Origin of the sequence: Micromonospora sp. NPDC050276 (genome assembly GCF_044459545.1) — a bacterium.
GTDB lineage: Bacteria > Actinomycetota > Actinomycetes > Mycobacteriales > Micromonosporaceae > Micromonospora.
Window position 1 is genome coordinate 279,092 of record NZ_JBITJA010000005.1, and the last position, 20,494, is coordinate 299,585.

Annotated in this window: 15 protein-coding genes; 8 read left to right on the forward strand and 7 right to left on the reverse strand. The window is 73.7% G+C overall.

Features of this window, described 5'->3' with window-relative positions:
* The first annotated feature begins 48 nt into the window (after positions 1-48).
* Entirely contained in the window at positions 49-1,044 is a 996-nt protein-coding gene (lipA, locus tag ACIBF8_RS12655; RefSeq protein WP_366636794.1) for a lipoyl synthase, read from the forward strand.
* A gap of 53 nt (positions 1,045-1,097) precedes the next feature.
* Complete coding sequence (locus ACIBF8_RS12660; protein ID WP_396782794.1) at positions 1,098-2,807, forward strand: hypothetical protein; 1,710 nt, start codon at positions 1,098-1,100, stop codon at positions 2,805-2,807.
* Positions 2,808-2,877: 70 nt separating this feature from the next.
* Here ACIBF8_RS12660 and ACIBF8_RS12665 read toward each other — a convergent pair whose 3' ends face one another.
* Positions 2,878-5,775, reverse strand: coding sequence for an AAA family ATPase (locus ACIBF8_RS12665; RefSeq protein ID WP_396782796.1), 2,898 nt, complete (start codon positions 5,773-5,775; stop codon positions 2,878-2,880).
* Between the two features lie 140 nt (positions 5,776-5,915).
* Positions 5,916-6,086 carry a hypothetical protein gene (locus ACIBF8_RS12670; RefSeq protein ID WP_396782797.1) on the reverse strand — a complete coding sequence of 57 codons (171 nt, stop codon included), beginning with the start codon at positions 6,084-6,086 and terminating at the stop codon, positions 5,916-5,918.
* A gap of 206 nt (positions 6,087-6,292) precedes the next feature.
* Here ACIBF8_RS12670 and ACIBF8_RS12675 point away from each other — a divergent pair, with 206 nt between their 5' ends.
* Positions 6,293-6,979, forward strand: a complete 687-nt coding sequence (locus ACIBF8_RS12675) for a DUF4191 domain-containing protein (protein WP_396782799.1) — start codon at positions 6,293-6,295, stop codon at positions 6,977-6,979.
* A 205-nt stretch (positions 6,980-7,184) separates the two neighbouring features.
* Here ACIBF8_RS12675 and ACIBF8_RS12680 read toward each other — a convergent pair whose 3' ends face one another.
* On the reverse strand, positions 7,185-7,583 hold the full coding sequence (locus ACIBF8_RS12680; protein WP_396782800.1) for an RDD family protein: 399 nt from the start codon (positions 7,581-7,583) through the stop codon (positions 7,185-7,187).
* Between the two features lie 263 nt (positions 7,584-7,846).
* On the opposite strand from ACIBF8_RS12680, the gene glnA reads away from it, so the two are divergent.
* From glnA to ACIBF8_RS12695, 3 genes are all read left to right on the forward strand, one after another.
* On the forward strand, positions 7,847-9,271 hold the full coding sequence (glnA, locus tag ACIBF8_RS12685; protein WP_396782801.1) for a type I glutamate--ammonia ligase: 1,425 nt from the start codon (positions 7,847-7,849) through the stop codon (positions 9,269-9,271).
* 132 nt (positions 9,272-9,403) lie between these two features.
* Positions 9,404-9,769 carry a PadR family transcriptional regulator gene (locus ACIBF8_RS12690; protein ID WP_396782802.1) on the forward strand — a complete coding sequence of 122 codons (366 nt, stop codon included), beginning with the start codon at positions 9,404-9,406 and terminating at the stop codon, positions 9,767-9,769.
* Positions 9,766-10,749: a hypothetical protein gene (locus ACIBF8_RS12695; RefSeq protein WP_396782803.1), complete on the forward strand. Its 984-nt coding sequence runs from the start codon at positions 9,766-9,768 to the stop codon at positions 10,747-10,749. Before ACIBF8_RS12690 ends, ACIBF8_RS12695 begins: the two co-directional genes overlap by 4 nt.
* Positions 10,750-10,911: 162 nt before the next feature.
* On the opposite strand, the gene mptB (ACIBF8_RS12700) is transcribed toward ACIBF8_RS12695, so the two are convergent.
* Positions 10,912-12,411, reverse strand: coding sequence for a polyprenol phosphomannose-dependent alpha 1,6 mannosyltransferase MptB (gene mptB / locus ACIBF8_RS12700; RefSeq protein WP_396782805.1), 1,500 nt, complete (start codon positions 12,409-12,411; stop codon positions 10,912-10,914).
* Positions 12,412-12,425: 14 nt separating this feature from the next.
* A complete protein-coding gene (gene mptB / locus ACIBF8_RS12705; RefSeq protein WP_396782807.1) occupies positions 12,426-13,835 on the reverse strand; it encodes a polyprenol phosphomannose-dependent alpha 1,6 mannosyltransferase MptB in 1,410 nt (469 codons plus the stop codon).
* A 35-nt stretch (positions 13,836-13,870) separates the two neighbouring features.
* Between mptB (ACIBF8_RS12705) and ACIBF8_RS12710 the strand changes: the two genes are divergently transcribed.
* A complete protein-coding gene (locus ACIBF8_RS12710; RefSeq protein ID WP_396782808.1) occupies positions 13,871-15,511 on the forward strand; it encodes a hypothetical protein in 1,641 nt (546 codons plus the stop codon).
* Between the two features lie 5 nt (positions 15,512-15,516).
* On the opposite strand, the gene ACIBF8_RS12715 is transcribed toward ACIBF8_RS12710, so the two are convergent.
* Positions 15,517-18,675, reverse strand: coding sequence for a bifunctional [glutamine synthetase] adenylyltransferase/[glutamine synthetase]-adenylyl-L-tyrosine phosphorylase (locus ACIBF8_RS12715; protein WP_396782810.1), 3,159 nt, complete (start codon positions 18,673-18,675; stop codon positions 15,517-15,519).
* Positions 18,675-19,442 (reverse strand): type 1 glutamine amidotransferase, encoded by a 768-nt coding sequence (locus tag ACIBF8_RS12720; protein WP_396782812.1) that lies wholly within the window; start codon positions 19,440-19,442, stop codon positions 18,675-18,677. Before ACIBF8_RS12720 ends, ACIBF8_RS12715 begins: the two co-directional genes overlap by 1 nt.
* A gap of 103 nt (positions 19,443-19,545) precedes the next feature.
* On the opposite strand from ACIBF8_RS12720, the gene ACIBF8_RS12725 reads away from it, so the two are divergent.
* Positions 19,546-20,481, forward strand: a complete 936-nt coding sequence (locus ACIBF8_RS12725) for an LD-carboxypeptidase (RefSeq protein WP_396782814.1) — start codon at positions 19,546-19,548, stop codon at positions 20,479-20,481.
* Positions 20,482-20,494 lie beyond the last annotated feature (13 nt).

Consider the following 20,494-nt stretch of genomic DNA (forward strand, 5'->3'; position numbering starts at 1 on the left):
GTCGCCTGACGCACATAGACAGCCGCCGTCCGGCGTAGGCTCATTTTCGTGACGATCGAGCACTCCGCGCCGACGACCGGCCAGGCAGCGCGCACCGCAACGGCGGCCCCCGAGGGGCGGCGTCTGCTGCGGATCGAGGCGCGCAACGCCGAGACGCCGATCGAGCGCAAACCGCCGTGGATCAAGGTCAAGGCCAAGATGGGCCCGGAGTACACCCAGCTGCGCGGGCTCGTCTCGCGCGAAGGGCTGCACACCGTCTGCCAGGAGGCCGGCTGCCCCAACATCTACGAGTGTTGGGAGGACCGGGAGGCCACCTTCCTCATCGGCGGTGACCAGTGCACCCGGCGTTGCGACTTCTGCCAGATCGACACCGGCAAGCCGGCCGAGTTCGACGCCGACGAGCCGCGTCGGGTCGCCGAGTCGGTGGTCTCGATGGGGCTGCGCTACGCCACCATCACCGGCGTCGCCCGTGACGACCTGCCCGACGGCGGTGCCTGGCTGTACGCCGAGACCGTCCGACAGATCCACGCTCTGCAGCCCGGCTGCGGCGTCGAGCTGCTGATCCCGGACTTCAACGCGGTCCCCGAGCAGCTGGCCGAGGTCTTCGGCTCCCGCCCCGAGGTGCTGGCGCACAACGTGGAGACCGTGCCGCGCATCTTCAAGCGCATCCGGCCGGCGTTCCGCTACGACCGCTCGCTGGACGTGATTCGGCAGGCCCGCGCCGATGGCCTGGTCACCAAGAGCAACCTCATCCTGGGCATGGGCGAGGAGCGGGCCGAGGTCTCGCAGGCGCTGCGCGACCTGCACGAGGCGGGCTGCGAGCTGATCACCATCACCCAGTACCTGCGCCCCTCACCCCGGCACCACCCGGTGACCCGCTGGGTCAAGCCGGAGGAGTTCGTGGAGCTGCGCGAGGAGGCCGAGGAGATCGGCTTCGCCGGGGTGATGAGCGGGCCGCTGGTGCGCTCGTCGTACCGGGCCGGCCGGCTCTACCAGCAGGCCATCGACGCCCGCGCCGCCGCCTCGGTCGCCACCGCCGGCTGACGCCGCCGGCAGCGCCGCCCGGCAGTTCGGCGTCCGGGTGTCATGATCGGGTGATGACCGCCGGCGTACGCGAGCAGCCGCGCGGCGCGGGCTCCCCGCGCCCGCGTCCCGGCACGCGTCTCGGGTTGGTCGGTTGGCTCACCGGGTTGGCCGTGCTCGTCGGCGTGGGTTACCGGCTCTGGCTGCTGGTGCACGCCACGCCGCCGACGAACAGTGACGAGGCCACCATGGGGCTCGCCGCGCTGCACATCTCCCGGGGTGCGGGCTTCCCGGTCTGGTTCTACGGCCAGCAGTACATGGGCGCGCTGGAGGCGTACCTGGCCGCGCCGGTGTTCGCCCTGGCCGGTGGGCCGTCGCTGCTGGGTCTGCGACTGCCCACGCTCACGCTGTACGTGCTGTTCCTGCTGCTGGCCTGGCGGCTGACGCTGCGGCTGACCGGCGACCGGTGGTTCGGGCTGCTGGTGGTGGCGCTGCTGGCGCTGGGCTCCGACCGGGTGGTGAAGAACCAGTTGATCGCCGGCGGCGGCTACCCCGAGCTGAACGCCGCCGGGATGGCGCTGGCCGTGCTCGCCGTGGATCTGGCCGGCGGACGGCCCCGGTGGCGGCCGGCGCGCTGGGCGGTGTGGGGGTTCCTGGCCGGCCTGATGCTCTGGGTCGACCCGCTGGTGCTGCCGTACGTCGTGGCGCTCGGTGCGGTGCTCGTCGGGTGCTGCCACCGGGAGCTGCGGGGTGCGGCCGGGGCGCTGCTCGGGGCCGCCGCCGTGCTGGGCGCCGCCCCGCTGCTGCTGGACAGCCTGCTGACCGGCAGCAACCCCTTGAACGCGGTGTTCGCCGCCAGCGGCGCGAACGCCAGCGCGGGATGGGCGGACCGGCTGCACGGCGGCCTGCTGCTCGGCCCCGCGCTGGGCATGGGATTCTGCTCTCCCGGCCGGTGCGCCACCTGGCAACTGTGGTGGGCACTCGCCGTGCCGCTGCTGCTCGCCGTCGCCGCCGCCACCGCCTGGCGGACCCTGCGTCGACCGCCCACCGCCCCGACCGGCCCTACCCCCTCGGCAGACCCCGGCGGCCCCGCCGGCCCGGCACCGCGGGTGGTGGCGGCGATCTGGCTGGCGCTCGTGCTGGCCGCGGTCGGCACGCTCGGCGCGTACACCGTGAGCAGCTCCGCCGGTCTCACCCCGGTGGAGAGTTCCCGCTATCTGTCCTGCCTGCTCATCTCGCTACCGGCGCTGCTGTGGCCGGTCTGGACGATGGCCCGGCACGGCCTGCGCCGCCCGACGACCGACCGACGCGGCGTCGGGCCGGCACCGGCCCACCCGGTCGCGCTGGCCCGCCCGGTCGCAGTGGCCCGCCCGGTCGCAGTGGCGGTGCTCGTCGCCACCCTGGGCACCGCAGGTTATGCCACCTGGCAGGCCGCGCAGACCGCACCGGCGACCCGGGCCGCCGAGGCCCGGCACGCCGAGTTGGTGAGCACCCTGCGTCAGCTCGGCGTACGGCACGTCCGCGCCGGCTACTGGACCTGCAACCGGCTCACCTTCGCCACGGCCGAGCGGGTGGTCTGCGCGGTCGTCGACGACGCGCTGCGCCCCGGCTTCGACCGCTACCCCGCGTACCGGCGGGAGGTGGACGACGCGGCGGCTCCAGCCTGGCTCGCACCGACCGGCTCACCGTTGGCGGACACGCTCGACGAGCGGCTGCGCACCGCCCCGGGCAGCCTGGACCTGGTGACGATCGACGGCTGGCGGATCTACCTGCCGCCCACCTGACGGAGATCCCCCGCCCGCCGCTGCTCCGGCCCGCCCCACGCCCCGACCCGCCCCGCGACCGGCCCGCTCGTCAGTGGGGTGGCGCGGGCTCGGCGAGGAGGCCGAGGCGGTGTGCGAGCGCGGCCGCCTCTCCCCGGTTGGTCACGTCGAGTTTCGCGATGATCCGGGAGACGTGCACGCTGGCCGTCTTCGGGGAGATGAACAACCGCTCGGCGATCCGGCTGTTGCTGTGCCCCTCGGCGACCAGCCGCAGCACCTCCCGCTCCCGGGCGGTCAACAGATCGGCACCGGCGCCGCCCTGACCCGTGCCGCGCAGGCCGACCCGGCGCGCCAGCGTCGCCGCCGCCTCGGCCAGCGGCGTCGCACCCAGCCGTCGGGCGATCTCGGTGGCCTCGGTGACCGCCGCCGACACCTCGTCCCGCTCACCTGCGGAGGCGGCCGTCTCGGCCAGCGCCAGCAGCGCCCGACCGAGCGGGTACGGCTGCCCGTCGACCCGCCACGCGTCGACCGCCGCCCGCCACGCGGGCAGCGCCCGGTCGCCGACGGCGAGCAACGCGGTGACCTGGGCGGCATGCGCACGGGCCGCCGGGTGCCGCGCCGGCAGGTCGGTGGCGAGCGCCGCCACGGCGGCGGCCAGCTCCCGGTCACCCACCCGGGCAGCGGTACGCGCCGCGGCGCTGAGCACCGGCCAACCCTCCCGGGGCAGCTGCGGCAGGCTCTCGTCGGCCACTGCGACGCGGGCCGCGCGTACCGCCTCGATCTTGTCGTCCGTGGCCAGCGCCGCCTCGATCGCCAGCTCGTGCAGGGGCAGGCGGTGGTTCGGCCACAGGTAGGGCCGCCCCAGGAAGGTCAGCGCCCGGTCGACCAGCTCGTCGGCGCCCGGATGGCCGCGGGCCAGTCGCAGCCCGGCGCCCAGCTGGAGCCAGTGCAGCCCGGTGACACCGGACAGGTCGATCCGGGCGGCCTCCACGCAGACCGCCTCGGCCTCGTCCCACCGACCCAGCGCGATGAGCGCCTCGGCCCGGTTGGACAACAGGTACGCCCCGGTGGAGCGGCTGATCCCCACCCGCCGCGCCTCGGCCATGCCCGCCTCGGCGGCCTGCGCGGACTCGGCGTAGCGGCCCAACTCGCAGAGCACGTCCGACTGGTACACCCTGGCCAGCACCAGGCCGGTGGCGTCTCCGGACGCCCGGACGACGGTCTCGGCCCGGGTCAGCTCGGCCAGCCCTTGCTCCAGGTCGCGTTCGCCGTGGCAGAGCAGGGCGATCCGGGTGTGCAGCAGAGCCAGGTCCTCGCCGTACGCCTCGGCGTCCGTGGCGGCCTCGGCGGCCACCCTTGCCGCCTTCTGCGGGTCGATCTTGACGAGGTGGGCGGCGATGTCGGCGAGCAGCCGCACCCGTTCGACGCCGGACGGGCCACCGGCCGCCAGCCGGTACGCCTCATCCAGCTCCCGACTGCCGTCGCTCTTGCCGAGCAGGGCCATCAGTCGACCCCGCTGGTTTAGCAGGCGGGCGGCGCGCAGCGGCGCGGCGTCGGCGTCCACCTCGGCCAGCCCGGCCCGGGTCAGCGTGATGGCCCGGCTGAAGTCGCCAGCGGTGACCGCGGCGTCCAGGGTCTGCTCCAGCAACGCCAGGTGGTCCATGTCGAGCAGGTCGGCGGCGTCCGGCACCAGCTCCCACAACTCCAGCGCCCGCTCCAGCAGCCGGCGCTGCTCGGCGTACGCGTACCGGTCGGCGGCGGCGCACGCCGCGATGCGCGCGGCGACGAGGGCACGGGGGTGGTCGTGCGCGGCGTGCCAGTGGTGGGCGATCTCGGCCGGGGCCCGGCCGGCGGCGACCAGGTGCGGCTGGGCCTCGATGGCGGCGGCGAAGCGGGCGTGCAGCCGGGCGTGCTCACCGGGCAGCAACTCGTCGTGTACGGCCTCGCGGACCAGCGCGTGCCGGAACTCGTAGTCACCGTCCCGGTCGACCACCACCAACTGGGCGGCGACGGCGGCGCGCAGCGCGTCCTCCAGGTCGGCCTCGGGCAGCCCGGCGACCTCGGCGAGCAGGTCGTGGGCGAAGCGGGTGCCCCCGGCGGCCGCGATCCGCAGCACCCGCTGGGTTGGCTCGGGCAGCCGGTCCACCCGGGCCAGCAGCAGGTCACGCAGTGTCTCGGGGAGCGCCGCGCAGCCGATCGGGTCACCGGCGACCGCCAGTTCCTCGATGAAGAAGGGGTTGCCCTGGGTGCGCTCGTGGACGTCGTCGACGGCACGGGCCGGCGGCTCGGCGCCCAGCAGGTCGGCGAGGATCGCGGCGGTGCCGTCGCGGTCCAGCCGACCCAGCTCGACCCGCTGCACACCGCGGGCCCGATCCAGCTCGGCGAGGAACGGGCGCAGCGGGTGCCCCCGCTGCAACTCGTCGGTGCGGTAGGTGCAGACCAGCAGCAGCCGACCCGGCCGCGCCGCCCGGACGAGAAACCCGATGAGGTCGCGGGTGGAGCGGTCGGCCCAGTGCAGATCCTCGATGATCAGCACCAGCGGGCGAACATCGGCCAGCCGTTGGAACAGCTCGGCGACCAGGTCGAACAGATAGCCGCGCGGGGCGTCGCCGAGGGCGACGGCACGCGGTGCGGCCAGTGTCGCGGCGGCACGGCCCAGCTCCGGCAGCAGCGGGGCGAACTCCGCCTCGTAGCCGGCGAAGACCTCGGGCCCGTCGGCGCGGAGCACCGCACGCAGCGCGGCGGCGAACGGAGCGAACGGCAGACCGGCCTCGCCCAGCTCCAGGCACTGGCCGACGAGCACCCGCGCCGCACCGTCGGTGGCCCGGCCGGCGAACTCCTCCAGCAGCCGGGTCTTACCCACGCCCGCCTCGCCACCGACCAGCACGGTGGTCGGCTCCCCCGCCCGCGCCCGGCCCAGCGCGTCCCGCAGCGCCGCGATCTCGCGGTGGCGCCCGACGAGGACGGAGCTGGCGGCGCGTACGGTCACGTGTTCGAGCATGCCATGACGGCCCGGTCCGCCGGCCCCGCCGATCGGTCGGTGACCGGGCGGCGGGGCCGGATCGAGTCGAGCGGACGCCGTGGCCGTGGCAGCCGCGCTCGGCGCGGCCGACACTGCGCTCGGCGTGGTCACCGGCGGGCGTCGGTGGTGCGGCCGGCCTGCTTGCGCCGGCCCAGCCAGCCGCGGCCGGTGGGACGCGGCAGCGACCGGGCGAGTCGGTCCGCCGCCGCGTCGGCGTGCAGCTCGGCGGCGTGGGAGCGGTGCAGGGTGAGCAGGAAGTCTGCGTCGTTGCCGAACATGTCGGGCTCCTTCGTGGCGTCGTCGTCTCTGCTGACGACTCTTCGCGCGAAGGCCCCACCCGGGCATGGGCATGGCGCCTCATCTTCCCAGCCCGCACCCCCCTTACCCGGCCGTCAGCGACGCGTACGGCGACGTAAGGTACTCAGCTGCCCGCTGACCCGGACGCGGATCAACGGGGCCGGCGGGGACCACTAGACTCTGCGGCATGGCAAAGCCCCAGGAGAAGGTCTCGTTCGGCCAGCGGCTGAAGCAGATCGGGATGGTGTTCCAGTTCACCGCCAAGCAGGACCGGTGGTTCGCGCCGTTGGTCACCGCGGCGGTGCTGATCCCGCTCGCGCTCACCGTGGTCGCGGTCATCCTCTGGGGCTGGATCTGGCTGCCGCTGGGCATCCTGTTCACCCTGCTCGCGGTGCTGATCGTGCTCAACCTGCGGTCCAACAAGGCGATGATGAACGCCGCCGAGGGGCAGCCCGGCGCGGCGGCGCAGATCATGGAGAACATGCGGGGCGACTGGCGGGTGACCCCGGCGGTCAGCTCGACCACCCAGATGGACATGGTCCACCTCGTGATCGGCCGCCCGGGCGTGATCCTGCTGGCCGAGGGCAACCCGCAGCGGGTTCGTGGTCTGCTCGGTCAGGAGAAGCGGCGGCTGTCCAAGGTGATCGGCTCCGCTCCGCTGCACGACTACGTCATCGGGCAGGAGGAAGGCGAGCTGCCGATCCGCAAGCTCCGGACGACGCTGCTGCGGCTGCCCCGCGCCCTCTCCGGCAAGGACGTCAACTCGCTGGACAAGCGACTGAAGGCGCTCACCGCCCGGCCGCAGATGCCCAAGGGCGCGATCCCGAAGAACATGCGGCCGCCAGGCGCCTTCCGCCAGTCGCGGGGCCGCTGACCCCTCAGCCGTACGCGTGAAGGAGCCGGACCCGCACAGGGTCCGGCTCCTTCGCGTGCGCCCTGATCCCGCTCGATCCTGATCGTCAACCCACACCGCCTCGTCGATCATGGAGTTGTGGTGGGTGACAAAGTGCTCGTACACCACCAAGCCAGGCACCATAACTCCATGATCGACCGAATTCAGCGGCGCGCACGGGGTCGGGTCAGCTGCGGGGGGCGTCGACGATGACCGAGTCGGCGAGTCGGTCATGCAGGCCGCGACGGTGCTCGTCCATGATCAGCGCGGGCACGACGAGGGCCAGCAGCAGGCCACGGATCAGCGCGCGGAGCACGCCGATCCGGCCGTAGTCGTGCCAGTTCACGCACCGGACCTTCGTGATGTACATGCCCGGTGTCTGGGCGAACAGGCCGAGGAAGATGCCGTACTCCAGGACCAGCACCAGCACCGGCGCCCAGCCGTCGCGGACCGGATCGGCGAAGAAGTTGGACACCAGCAGGCAGAGCACCCAGTCGATGATCAACGCCCCGAACCGCCGACCGAGGCTCGGCGGGGTGAAGGTGGGGTCGGTGGCCGGCGCTGCCGGAGGGTGCGGATTCGTCACAGCGGTCAAGGGTATCCGCGTCGGGATGAGGGTTCGCCGGCTGCCGCTGCCACTGTGTGCCGATTCAGGCCAAAGGCATCAGATGTCATTACACTGGCACAGTCGGTACGGCGTTCCCGGCGGGCCGGAGGCGTGGACAGGAACGCCACTGACGCTCCGCGAGGGACGTAACACGGCAGAAACAACGGAGACACGGCCGGGCAACCGCCCGGCCCTAGCGTCGCCAGAAGCCTAGCCACCCAGTGGACGTGCCAGGAGGATGTGTGTTCGCCAACCCCGAGGAACTGCTGCGATACCTCAAGAACGAGGACGTGAAGTTCGTCGACGTTCGTTTCTGTGACCTGCCCGGCGTGATGCAGCACTTCAACCTGCCGGTCGAGTCCGTCAACGACGATCTCTTCACCGACGGCCTCGCGTTCGACGGTTCGTCGATCCGCGGTTTCCAGGCGATCCACGAGTCGGACATGCTCCTGCTCCCGGATGTCGCCACCGCGTTCATCGACCCGTTCCGCGCGCAGAAGACTCTCGCGCTCAACTTCTTCATCCACGACCCGTTCACCCGCGAGGCCTACACCCGCGACCCGCGCAACGTCGCGAAGAAGGCCGAGGCGTACCTGGCGGCGAGCGGCATCGCCGACACCGCGTACTTCGGCGCCGAGGCGGAGTTCTACATCTTCGACTCGATCCGCCACGAGACCTCCGCGCACCAGTCGTTCTACTACATCGACTCGGTCGAGGGCGCGTGGAACACCGGCCGCGAGGAGGCCGGCGGCAACCGTGGCTACAAGACCGCGTACAAGGGCGGCTACTTCCCGGTGCCCCCGGTCGACCACTACGCCGACCTGCGCGACTCGATCGTGCGCCGGCTGGTCGACACCGGCTTCACCGTGGAGCGGTCGCACCACGAGGTGGGCACCGCCGGCCAGTCCGAGATCAACTACCGGTTCTCGACGCTGCTGCACGCCGCCGACCAGCTCCAGCTCTTCAAGTACATCGTGAAGAACGAGGCCTGGGCCAACGGCAAGACCGCGACCTTCATGCCCAAGCCGCTCTTCGGTGACAACGGCTCCGGCATGCACACCCACCAGAGCCTCTGGCTCAACGGTGAGCCGCTGTTCTACGACGAGACCGGTTACGCCGGCCTGTCCGACACCGCCCGCTGGTACATCGGCGGTCTGCTGCACCACGCGCCGTCGCTGCTGGCCTTCACCAACCCGACGGTCAACTCGTACCGCCGTCTGGTGCCGGGCTTCGAGGCGCCGGTCAACCTGGTCTACTCGCAGCGCAACCGCTCCGCCTGCACCCGCATCCCGGTGACCGGCAGCAACCCGAAGGCCAAGCGCGTCGAGTTCCGCGTTCCGGACCCGTCGGCCAACGTCTACCTGGCCTTCTCGGCCATGATGATGGCCGGCCTGGACGGCATCAAGAGCAAGATCGAGCCGCCGACGCCGATCGACAAGGACCTCTACGACCTCCCGCCGGAGGAGTGGGGCGACGTCAAGCAGGTGCCGGGCTCGCTGCCGGCCGTGCTCGACTCGCTGGAGGCCGACCACGACTACCTGCTCGACGGCGGCGTCTTCACCCCCGACCTGATCTCCACCTGGGTCGACTGGAAGCGCGCCAACGAGGTCGACCCGGTGCGCCTGCGCCCGACCCCGCACGAGTTCGCGATGTACTACGACTGCTGAGCAGTCCGAAACACGACGACTGCTGAGCAGTCACTGCACCACCGGCCGGGCCGGCTCCGCTCACTGGGGAGCCGGCCCGGCTCGCTGTGCGCCGCCCCCCGATATACCTTCGCGTCCGATATATTGCTCCCTGTGGACACACCTCTGCGCGAACCGACCTTCCTGATCCTCACCGCGCTGGCCGCCCAGCCGATGCACGGCTACGGGCTGATCGGTGAGGTCGCCACTCTCTCCGCCAACCGTGTGTCGCTACGCCCCGGGACGCTCTACGGGGCGCTCGACCGACTGGTCGACGCCGGCCTCGTCGAGGTCGACCGGGAAGAGGTGGTGGACGGCCGGCTGCGCCGCTACTACCGCCTCTCCAACAGCGGCGAGACCACGTTGAGCACCGAGACTGAGCGGCTGCGCCGCAACGTCGAAGCCGCCACGAGCCGGTTGTCCAAGCGGACTCGGGCCGCCCTCCCGACCATCCCGCGCGCGGCCGGAGGGCTGGCATGAACGACCTGGAACGCCGTTACCTCCGGCTGCTGCGGACGTACCCCGCCGACTACCGACGCGCCCGCGGCGCCGAAATCGTCGGTACCTACCTCGACCTGGCCGCCCCTGACCAACGCTGGCCAAGCCCGGCGGACGCCGCGGACCTGGTGCGCGGCGGCCTCCGCCAGCGGCTACGGGCCGCGGGCGTCACCGACCTGATCCCGGGGGTACGCCTCGCGGCGCTGCTCGCCCTGGTCACCGCGAGCGCTCTCGCCGGCGTCTGGGGTACGGCGGAGCTGCATCCGCCGCCCGTGGAGTGGGGCGTTCCCCACGTCGGCCCGTTCGTCTCGCTCGGTGTCGTCACGTGGGCGGCGTGGCTGCTGGCGGCGGTGGTGATCGCCGTCGCGCCGAGCCGGGTCGCCCGGTGGGCGATCACCCTCGCGCTCCTGCTCACGCTGGCGCTGCCACCGGTGGCTGCGGCGCTCGACGCGCCCCGACCGCCGCTGATGGTGCTGCTGGCGCAGGTGGTCCTGGGCCTGCTGGGGCTGGCCCTGCCCGGTCGGCCCGCCCGGGCGATCCGTCTCGCGCCGGCGCTGTCCGCACTGTTGGCGGTGGTGGCGACGGTATTCCTGGTGGGATTGGACCCAATTTTCATCTACTACGGCGCCGCCATGGAAGTCTTCCTGCCCACCGTCGGCGGACTTTTGCTGGCCGTCGGGGCTCTGCTGGCCATGGGTTTGGCACTGGGCGGAGACACCCGCGGCGGCTGGGCGCTCGTCACCCTGCTCACCCCCGCCGGCTTCCTGGCGGTGCCCGGCCTGGCTGACAGCTTCGGCGCGGCACAGGGCAGTGTCACCTTCACCGAACTGGCCGTGACCGCCGTCGCCGTCGCGCTCGCCGGTCCGGCCGCACTGCTCCTGACCGTTCTGTTCCGCTCCCGCCGGGCCGCCACCCCCCAGCCCTCAGGCCAAACCTGCCCCACCTGCGGCGCGCGAGTCTGACCACACCCCGCCCCCATCCCGCCCCAAGATCGTGCTCGATCCTAAATCCAGTGCCTCGATCGCATCGGACACCACTACATCCACGTTCGAGCACGACGCACGACGATGACGATCATGAGGTTGGCTAGGCGTTCCGTCCGGATTGCCCCGTCAACCTCATGATCAATTACGCTGGCGGAGGGCGGCGCGTACGAGGACGGTCAGCAGCAGCGCGGTCATCGCCAGCGCGCCGGGGGCCTTGGTGAAGCGGGCCAGGTTCGTGCCGTCCGGCAGGGCGAGGAAGGCCGCCACGGCAGCCGGGAGCACGTACCACGTCGTCCGTAGGGCGGTCAGCGCGAGCAGCGCGAGGGGCCAGGTCGCGTACCAGGGGTGGAAGACCGGGGACAGGACGACGGTGGCGACCAGCGCCAGCGCCGCGCCGCGTAACGCGCCCGACGCCTCGACCCGCGCCGGCGTGGCCGGCGCCTGGCTACCGACGGCAACCCTGCTGACCACCCGGGCGTCGTGCAGCTGGCGGAGGGATCGCAACCAGAGCACCACCAGCACACCGACGAGCAGGAGCAGGGCGACCGCGCGGACCACCGGTACCGCCTGCGGGTCCCGGCCGACCAGCGCACCGGCGTAGTCCACCACGAACCCGACGGCGGTGGGTGGCGACGTCCACTGCTCGGAGTCGCCGCTGTGCGTCAACCCGCCCACCCAGCCGAACCCGAGACCGGATACCACCGAGGTGACCAGCACCGCGCCGACGAGCCCTCCGGTCAGCCAGCCGCCGTCGCGCACCAGCGCCCGCAGGGTGTACGGGCGCCGCACCCCGGCCAGCACGGCGAACGGCACCACCACCACGGCAGTGGCCTTCACCGTGACCGCCAGCCCGAGCAGCGCCCCGGCCAGCAGCAACGCCGTCGGCCGACCGGGTCGACGGACCACGATCAGCAGCCCGCACAGCAGTAGGCCCAGCATCACGGCGTCGTTGTGCGCGCCGCCCACCAGGTGTACGCCGACCAGCGGCCCGGCCAACGCCAGCCAGGCGGCCCGCCGGGTCGGTACCCCGGCGGCGCGGGCCAGACCGGGCAGGCAGAGCGCGGCCAGCAGCAGCCCCGCCACGGCGATCACCCGCAGCGCCACGATCGTGCCGGTCAACCCGCCACCGAGGCCGACCGCGAACGCGGCGAGCAGGACGAACACCGGCCCGTACGGTGCCGGGGTGTCCCGCCAGATCGGCGCGACGGTGTCCAGCCACGGGCAGCCCGCCGCCGCCACCCCCACCGCGTACGGGTCGACGCCGTGCGCGTACGTCCAGCCCTGGCAGGCGTACGAGTAGACGTCCCGGCTGCCCAGCGGGGGCGTGAACAGCAGCGGCAGCGCCCACAGCCCGGCGGTGACGTACGCCCACCGGGTCGACGGGGCACCGTCGCGCAACGACCACCACGCGCCGACCAGCAGCGCGGTGCCGACGAGCCAGCAGGTCAACGTCGCCGGGCCGTCCGGGGCTCGCCAGATCGACACGGGTGTCGCGCCGTACGGGGCGTCGGGTAGCGCCCCGCCGAGGTATCCGGCCACGGCGAGCAGGACCGCGCCGGCCAGGCCGACGTACCGCGCACCCGATGCCGCCAACGAGCCAACCGAACCAGCCGAGCCAGGCGGGCCGGGAGCGGTCACCGGCGCACCTTCCCTCAGTCGGCGGCGACCGGTTGACGGGTCGCCCGAGCCGACCGTACCAACCGGATGACCAGCACGATCACCAACAGCGTCATCAGCGGCGCCCCGACCGTCTTGGTGTAGCGGGGCAGCCCGGTGCCGTCGGGTAGCACCAGGAACGAGGCGACCAGGGCGACCACGGTGAACCATCTGGTCCGCTGGGCGGTGGCCGCCAGAGCGGCCAGCGGCCAGGTCCAGTACCAGGGGTGGAACAGCGGCGCGAGGGCGACCGTGGCGGCCAGCGCGACGGCGGCGTGCCAGAGCGGGTCCCGGGTGCGGGCCCGCCACCAGAGCCAGACCAGCAGCAAGGCCAGCACCGCTATGCCGATCCCCCGGGTCACCGGCAGCGCGTCGATGTGCCCACCGAAAGGCACCGCCAGGTAGCCGAGGGTCTGCCCGACGGCGGTGGACGGTGAGGTCCAGGCGATCACGTCGCCGCCTCGTTCCAGCCCACCGACCCAGCCGAAGTCCAGCCCGGCCGCGTAGGTGACCCCGACCACGACGGCGACCGCGCCGCCGACCACCCACCGACCGTGCCGGATCAACGCCCGGATCGAATACCCGCCGACGATGGCGGCCAGCGCCGCGAACGGCACTACGACCAGCGCCGTCACCTTGATCGCGGCGGCCAGTCCGAGCAGTGCGCCACCGGCGAGCAGCGGACCGGGGGTGCCGGGCCGAGAGGCGATCACCGCGAGCCCGGAGACCAGCAGTCCGACCATCAGAGCGTCGTTGTGCGCGCCGGAGACGAGGTGTACGGCGACCAGTGGGCAGCCCAGCGCCAGCCAGACCGCCCGACCGGCGGGTACGCCGGCTCGGCGGGCCAGCACCGGCAGGCTGACCGCGGTCAGCGCCACCCCGGCCACCGCGATCAGCCGGAACGCCACGATCGCGCCGGTGAGCGAGCCGGTGGCCTTGACGATCGCACCGGAGAGCACCACGAACAGCGGCCCGTACGGCGCCGGAGTGTCCCGCCAGATGTACGAGATGGTGTCCAGCCACGGGCAGGGCAGCGCGGAGACGCCCTGCTCGTACGGGTTGATCCCGGCGGCGTAGCTGGCGCCCTGGCACGCGTACGCGTACACGTCGCGGCTCCCCAGCGGCGGCGCGATCAGCACCGGCAGCAGCCAGAGGCCGACGGTGATCAGCGCCCAGCGGGTCGACGGGATCTTGTCGCGCAGCGACCACCAGGCGTAGGCCATCAGTGCGGTGCCGACCAGCCAGGCGGCGATGACCAGCGGACCATTTGGGCTCTGCCAGATGCTGACCGGGGTGGGGCGCAGGGGTGAGCCGGGCAGGGCGCCGCCGAGGAACGCGGCGACGGCGAGCAGCGCCGAGCCCGCCAGTCCGGTCCAACGCGCGAGGTGGTGAGGCACGCCGGACATGCTGCCAGTACGGTGGTCGCGGTACGGAGGTGGGCATGCGGCGCAGTCGTGTGGTGGCGATGGCCACCGGTTCCGCCGTCGTGCTCGGTGCGCTCTGGCTGGCCCTGCCGCTGATGGGCTCGGATCTCTCCGCGCAGGTCGCCCGGGCGGACTTCTTCGCCGCCCACGGCATCACCCCGGTGGATCTGCGCTGGTACGGCGGGGTGCAGCAGTTCGGCTACAGCTTGCTGTCCCAGCCGGTGATGGCGTTGCTCGGCGTCCGGGTGACCGGCGCGTTGGCCCTGGTGGCATCGGCTGCCGCGCTGGCCGCGCTGCTGGTTCGCGGCAAAGTGCCCCGGCCGCTGTTGGGCAGCCTGGTCGGGGTGGTCACGCTCACCGGCAACCTGGTCTCCGGCCGGGTCACGTACGCCCTGGGCGTGGCGTTCGGGCTAGCCGGACTGTTGGCGCTCACGCTCGGCCGCCCCGGCGCGTACACCGGGCAAGGGCGGACGGACGGTCGGACGCTGCTGCGGCTCGGGCTCGGCGCGGCTGGCGCGCTGCTGGCCTCCGCGACCAGCCCGGTGGCTGGCCTGTTCGTCGGTCTGGCCGGCGCCGCGCTGCTGCTCAGCCGCCGGTACGCCGACGGCCTGGCAGTCGGGATCGCGGCGGCCGTGCCGCTGGCTGCGACGGCCCTGTTGTTCGGCGACGGCGGCTGGATGAACATCGGTCGAACCGACGCCCTGCGCGCGGTGGTGACCAGTCTGGTGGTGGCCGCGCTGGTGTCGTACCGACCGGTGCGGTTCGCGGCGCTCCTCTCCGCCGCGGGGGTGCTCGCCGCGGCGCTGGTGCACACGCCGGTGGGATTGAACGCGACCCGGCTGGTCACGATGTTCGCGCTGCCGGTGCTGGCCGCCGCCGCCTGCACGCCGGCCTGGCTCACCACCCGGATGACCCACCGGTCCGCAGCTCTCGCCGCGCCGTCCGGCGGCACCTGTCAAGCTCGACTGCTGGGCGGTGTCGGCTTGGTCGCGCTGCTGGTGGCGGTGTGCGTCTGGCAACCGCCGGTGGTCCCCGCCGACCTGCGCAGCATCGGCGACCCGACCAGCGCGCCGGGCTACTACGCGCCACTACGCGCGTTCCTGGACGAGCAGCGGCTCACCGGCCGGATCGAGGTGCCGCCGACGCGCAACTACTGGGAGGCAGCCCGGCTCGGTGAGGTGCCGCTGGCCCGGGGTTGGCTGCGGCAGGCCGACATCGAGCGCAACCCGCTGTTCTTCACCACCGTGCCCGGCGCGTCCGGCACCGGCGTACCGCTGACCCCGGCCAGCTACCGAGCCTGGCTGAACGAGAACGCCGTGCAGTACGTGGCACTTCCGGACGCCCCGCTGTCCTGGGTGGGACGGGCCGAGGCGGCACTGGTCGAAGGCGGCCTGCCGTACCTGACGCCGGTCTGGTCCGACCAACACTGGCGGGTCTGGACGGTGGTCGACCCGACACCGCTGGTCGCCGCCCCCGCCGAACTGGTCCGCGTCGATGGCGCGACGGTGACCTTCCGGGCCCCGACCGCCGGCCCGGTGGCGGTCCGGGTGCGGCACAGCCGCTGGCTGACCGCGTCCGGTGGAGCCACCGTCATCGCCGACGGCGACTGGACCACCGTCACCGCGCCCCGCGCCGGTCAATACACCCTCGGCAGCTGACGCCGCTACGCCTCCAGCACGCGCTGTGCGGCGGCGCGGGACCGACGGCCGACGCGCAGGTACTCGTCGAGGAACTCCCCCGGGTCGTCGCGGCCGAGCAGCCGGACCACGCCGGCCAGCTCCACCCCGTGCCGGGGCAACTGGTCACCGGCCCGGCCCCGGACCAGCATCAACGCGTTGCGGGCCTGCGCGGCCAGGGACCAACCGGCGGCCATCTCGGCGGCGTCCGCCGGGTCGATCAGGCCGGCCCGCTCGGCCGCCGCGAGGGCATCGAGGGTACGCGTGCCGCGCAGCGCCGGGTTCGCACCGGCGTGCCGGAGCTGCACGAGTTGCACCGCCCACTCCACGTCGGCCAGCCCGCCCCGACCCAGCTTGGTGTGGGTGGCCGGGTCGGCGCCCCGGGGCAGCCGCTCGGTCTCCACCCGGGCCTTGATCCGCCGGATCTCGACGACCTGCTCGCGGGTCAGCCCGTCGGCCGGGTAGCGCACCGGCTCGATCATCGCCTCGAACTCGGCGCCCAGGTCGGCGTCGCCGCAGACGAACCGGGCGCGCAGCAGTGCCTGCGCCTCCCACACCCGCGACCAGCGGGCGTAGTACGCCGCGTACGCGGCGAGGCTGCGCACCAGCGGACCCTGGCGGCCCTCCGGCCGCAGGTCGGCGTCGACGCCCAGCGGCGGGTCGGGGGCCGGTACGCCGAGCAGCCGGCGCAACTCCTCGGCGATCGCGTGTGCGGCAGCGCTGGCGGCGCTCTCGCTGGCCCCGGCGGGCGGGTCGTAGACGAAGAGCACATCGGCGTCGGAGAGGTAGTTCGACTCGTACCCGCCGAGGCGTCCCATGCCGATCACCGCGAACCGCAGCCCTTCCGGCGCGGGCTGGCTGGCCCGAGCGGCGCGCAGCGCGGCGGCCAGGGTGGCGTCGGTGACGTCGGCGAGTGCCGTGCCGACCTGGGTGATGTCGGACAGGCCGGGAGCCGGCCGGTTCGCGCCGTCCGGCCGGGTGGGGCTGGGTGCGAGCGAGCCCGCGCGGCAGAGTACGTCGGCGCAGGCCACCCGGACCAGTTCCCGACGCCGCAGCGCGCGCACCGTGCTGGTCGCCTCGACCGGGTCGGTGTGCCGGGCCGCCGCCGCCAGGAACCCCTCCCGCAGCACCTCCGGCAGGCGGGGCGCCAGCTCGTTCTCCTCGGCCAGTAGCCGCAGCGCCTCCGGGTCGCGGGCGAGCAGGTCGGCCACGTACCGGGACAGGGCGAGGACCCGGGCCAGCCGCCGGGCGACCGGGCCTCCGTCGCGGAGCAGCCGCAGATACCAGGGCGTGCTGCCGAGTTTGTCGGAGACCTTGCGGTAGTTGAGCAGCCCCCGGTCCGGCTCCGGCGCATCGGCGAACTCGCTGAGCAGCACCGGCAGCAGGGTTCGCTGGATGGCCGCCGTCCGGCTCACCCCGCCGGTGAGCGCCTGGAGATGCCGCAGCGCCCCGGCCGGGTCGGCGAAACCGAGGATCTCCAGCCGGTGCCGCGCCGCCTCGGGGGTGAGCCGCAGCCCGTCCGCCGGCACCCGGGCCACCGACTCCAGCAGCGGCCGGTAGAGCAATTTGGCGTGCAGTCGGCGTACCTCGGTGGCGTGGGTGACCCACTCGGCCCGGAAGCTCTCCACGGCGCTGCGCCCCGGCGCGGCCGTGAAACCCAGCGCGGCGGCGAGCCAGCGCAGCGCGCCCGGCTCGGTCGGCACCGTGTGCGTACGGCGTAGGCCCTGAAGTTGCAGCCGGTGCTCGACGCTGCGCAGGAAGCGGTAGCCGCGCAGCAGCGCCTCGCCGTCGGCGCGACCGACGTAGCCGCCGGCGACGAGCGCGCGCAGCGCCGGGATGGTGCCCGGTTCCCGCAGCGTCTCGTCGCCGCGACCGTGCACGAGTTGCAGCAACTGGACGGCGAACTCGATGTCGCGCAGCCCTCCGGGACCGCGCTTGATCTCGCGCTCCAGCTCCTTCGGCGGGATGTGGTCGATGATCCGGCGGCGCATGGCGCGCACGTCCTCGACCGCCTCGGGCCGTTCGGCCGCCCGCCACACCAGTGGCGCGAGCTGGTCGATCCACTCCTGGGCCAGCGGCAGGTCACCGGCGGCCGGGCGGGCCTTGAGCAGCGCCTGGAACTCCCAGGTGCGCGCCCATCGCCGGTAGTAGGCGAGGTGGCTGGCGAGGGTCCGCACCAGCGGGCCCCGGTTGCCCTCGGGACGCAGCGCGGCGTCCACCGGCCAGGCGACCAGCCCGCAGATGGAGATCAGCCGGGTCGCCACCAGGGTCGCGGCGGACAGGTCGGCGTCCTCGGCGGCCACGAAGATGACGTCCACGTCGGAGACGTAGTTCAGCTCGCCGCCACCGCACTTGCCCATCGCGACGACCGCGAGCCGGGGCCGCTCGGTGCCCTCCGCCAGCTCCGCGACCGCGATCTCGTACGCCGCGGCCAGCGTCGCGTCGGCCAGCGCGGAGAGCGCTGCCATCGTCTGCTCCAGGCCGCGCCCGCCGGTCAGGTCGGCCGCCGCGATCCGCAGCAGCGCCAACCGGTACGCGGTCCGCAGCGCCGCCACCGGGTTGCCACCGTCGACGGGCTCCAGCCGCCCCTCGGCGGTCGGGGCAAGCCCGTCCGGGGCGGTCCGCAGAGTCGTGGCGTGCTCGGGGTGAGCCACCAGGTGGTCGCCGAGCGCCGACGAGGCACCCAACACCGCGATCAGCCGCCGCCGCAGGCCGGGGTCGGCGTGCAGCTCCGCGAGCAGCGGCGATTCGGCGCCGCTGTCGGTGGCGCGGCGGTCGGCGGCGCGGCGGTCGGCGGCGCGCGGTTCGGCGCTGCCGACGGTGGCGCGGCCTCCGGCGCTGCCGACGGTGGCGCGGCGGTCAGCGCTGCCGTCGGTGGCGCGGCGGTCGGCGCTGCCGACGGCGGTGCGGCGTTCGGCTTCCACGATGCGGTGCAGCTGACGCAGCGCCAGGTCCGGGTCGGCGGCCCGGGACAGCGCGGCGAGCAGTTCCGCGGCGATCTCGTCGACCGGCTCCTGCTCGACCGGCTGCCACAGCCGCAGCCCCTCCGGGCCGAGCAGGTCCGCGGCGCGCGCGCCGCCGTCGCCGTCGGCGGTGCCGAAGCCGTACCGGGCGAGCCGGCCCGGTGCCCTGGTCGGCCGGCTCATCAGTGCCCGAGCAGCGGCAGGCCGCGCCGCGTCGTGCTGTCGTCCAGCTCACCGAGGGCCAGCGCGGCGAACCGGGCGGCGAACGGCTGCCAGACCTCCTCCACGTCGGCCAGCACCGAGGCGCAGGCCGCGACCACCAGCTCCGGGTCGTAGCCCAGCTCGGCGAGTTGGGCCGAGTCGGTGGCCCAGTCGGCGATCATCTCGGCGTCGCACTCGATGTGGAACTGCAACCCCCACGCCCGGTCGCCGAGCCGGAACGCCTGATGTGGGTAGCGGGTGGAGGCGGCCAGCAGGGTCGCGCCCCGGGGCAGCTCGGTGATCTCGTCGGAGTGCCACTGGAGCACGTCCGGGATCAACGGCACGTACCGGAACAACGGGTCGCCCTCGGCGGCGTCGCGCCGGCCGACCACGCCGGGGCCGATCTCCGGCCCGGACGGGCTGCGCTCCACCAGCCCGGCGTGCGCGGTGGCGAGCAGCTGCGCGCCCAGGCAGACGGCCAGGGTGGGCACCCGGTGCCGGACCGCCTTGCGCAGCAGGCCCTCCACCGCGGGAAACCAGGGTGCGCCGGGCGAGCCGTCCGGCAGCGGGTACGCCTGCTGGTCGCCGCCGAGCACCACCAGCGCCGCGTACCCCTCCAGGTCGGCGGGGAGCTCGTCACCGGCGTGCGGGCGAACCACCCACAGCTCCAGCCCAGCCTCGGTCAGCCACTCACCCAGCCGGCGCGCGTCGTCCGTCGGGTCGTTCTCGATCACCAGCGCGGTTGCCACCCGTCGAGGCTAGCCGGTACGCCGCGCGGTGCCACGCCCCGCCACAGCCTCCACCGTCCGGGCGCGGGTCCCGACGAAAATGGGGTGGTTAGGCTCTGCGCTTGTGATCAGCCAGGACACCGCCGCCGTCCGCCCGCCCGTGCTGCGCCCGGGTGACACCGTGCTGCTGGTGTCGCCCTCCGGGCCGACCTCGCCGGAGCGGGTGGCCCGGGGCATGGAGTTGCTCACCGGGTGGGGCCTGCGCCCGGTACCGGCGCCGAACGCGTACGCCCGCCACGGCTACCTCGCCGGCACCGACGACCTGCGCGCCGCCGACCTGAACGCGGCCTTCGCCGACCCGGAGATCCGCGGGGTGATCTGCACCCGGGGCGGCTACGGCGCGCAGCGGATCGTGGATGCCATCGACATGGCCGCCGTCCGCCGTGATCCGAAGGTGGTGGCGGGCTTCTCGGACATCACCGCGCTGCAGTTCGCCCTGTGGCGGGGTGCCCGGCTGGCCGGGGTGCACGGCCCGGGGGCGGCCTGGCGCGACGAGCGGACGCCGCTGCGTTCCGCCGAATCCCTGCACGCGGCGCTGATGACCACCGAGCCGGTGTCGATCATCGCGGACCCCACCGAGGAGACCTTCGGTGTACGCGTCCCGGGTCGCGCCACCGGCACCCTGCTCGGGGGCAACCTGTGCATGATCGCCGCGTCGATCGGCACCCCGGACCTGCCCGACCTGACCGGCGCGGTGCTGTTGATCGAGGATGTGCAGGAGCCCCCGTACAAGGTCGACCGGATGCTCACCCACCTGCGGCGGGCCGGCGCGCTGGACGGGCTGGCCGGGGTGGCGGTCGGGCAGTTCACCGACTGCGCCGACGGCTGGGACACCACGATCGTCGACGTCCTCACCGAACGCCTCGGCGATCTGGGCGTACCGGTGCTCGGCGGCCTCCCCATCGGCCACGGCCCCAACCAACTGACCGTCCCGGTGGGCACCGAGGCCACCCTCGACACCACCACCGCCACCCTCACCACAACCCCCGCAGTCGTCTAACCCCACCCCACCC

Excerpts from the sequence above, each read along its gene's own strand:
- ACIBF8_RS12710 (WP_396782808.1), top strand. The coding sequence starts at position 13,871 with ATGCGGCGCAGTCGTGTGGTGGCGATGGCCACCGGTTCCGCCGTCGTG.
- ACIBF8_RS12695 (WP_396782803.1), top strand. The coding sequence starts at position 9,766 with ATGAACGACCTGGAACGCCGTTACCTCCGGCTGCTGCGGACGTACCCC.
- mptB (WP_396782807.1), bottom strand. The coding sequence starts at position 13,835 with ATGTCCGGCGTGCCTCACCACCTCGCGCGTTGGACCGGACTGGCGGGC.
- ACIBF8_RS12715 (WP_396782810.1), bottom strand. The coding sequence starts at position 18,675 with ATGAGCCGGCCGACCAGGGCACCGGGCCGGCTCGCCCGGTACGGCTTC.
- ACIBF8_RS12660 (WP_396782794.1), top strand. The coding sequence starts at position 1,098 with ATGACCGCCGGCGTACGCGAGCAGCCGCGCGGCGCGGGCTCCCCGCGC.
- ACIBF8_RS12675 (WP_396782799.1), top strand. The coding sequence starts at position 6,293 with ATGGCAAAGCCCCAGGAGAAGGTCTCGTTCGGCCAGCGGCTGAAGCAG.
- ACIBF8_RS12670 (WP_396782797.1), bottom strand. The coding sequence starts at position 6,086 with ATGTTCGGCAACGACGCAGACTTCCTGCTCACCCTGCACCGCTCCCAC.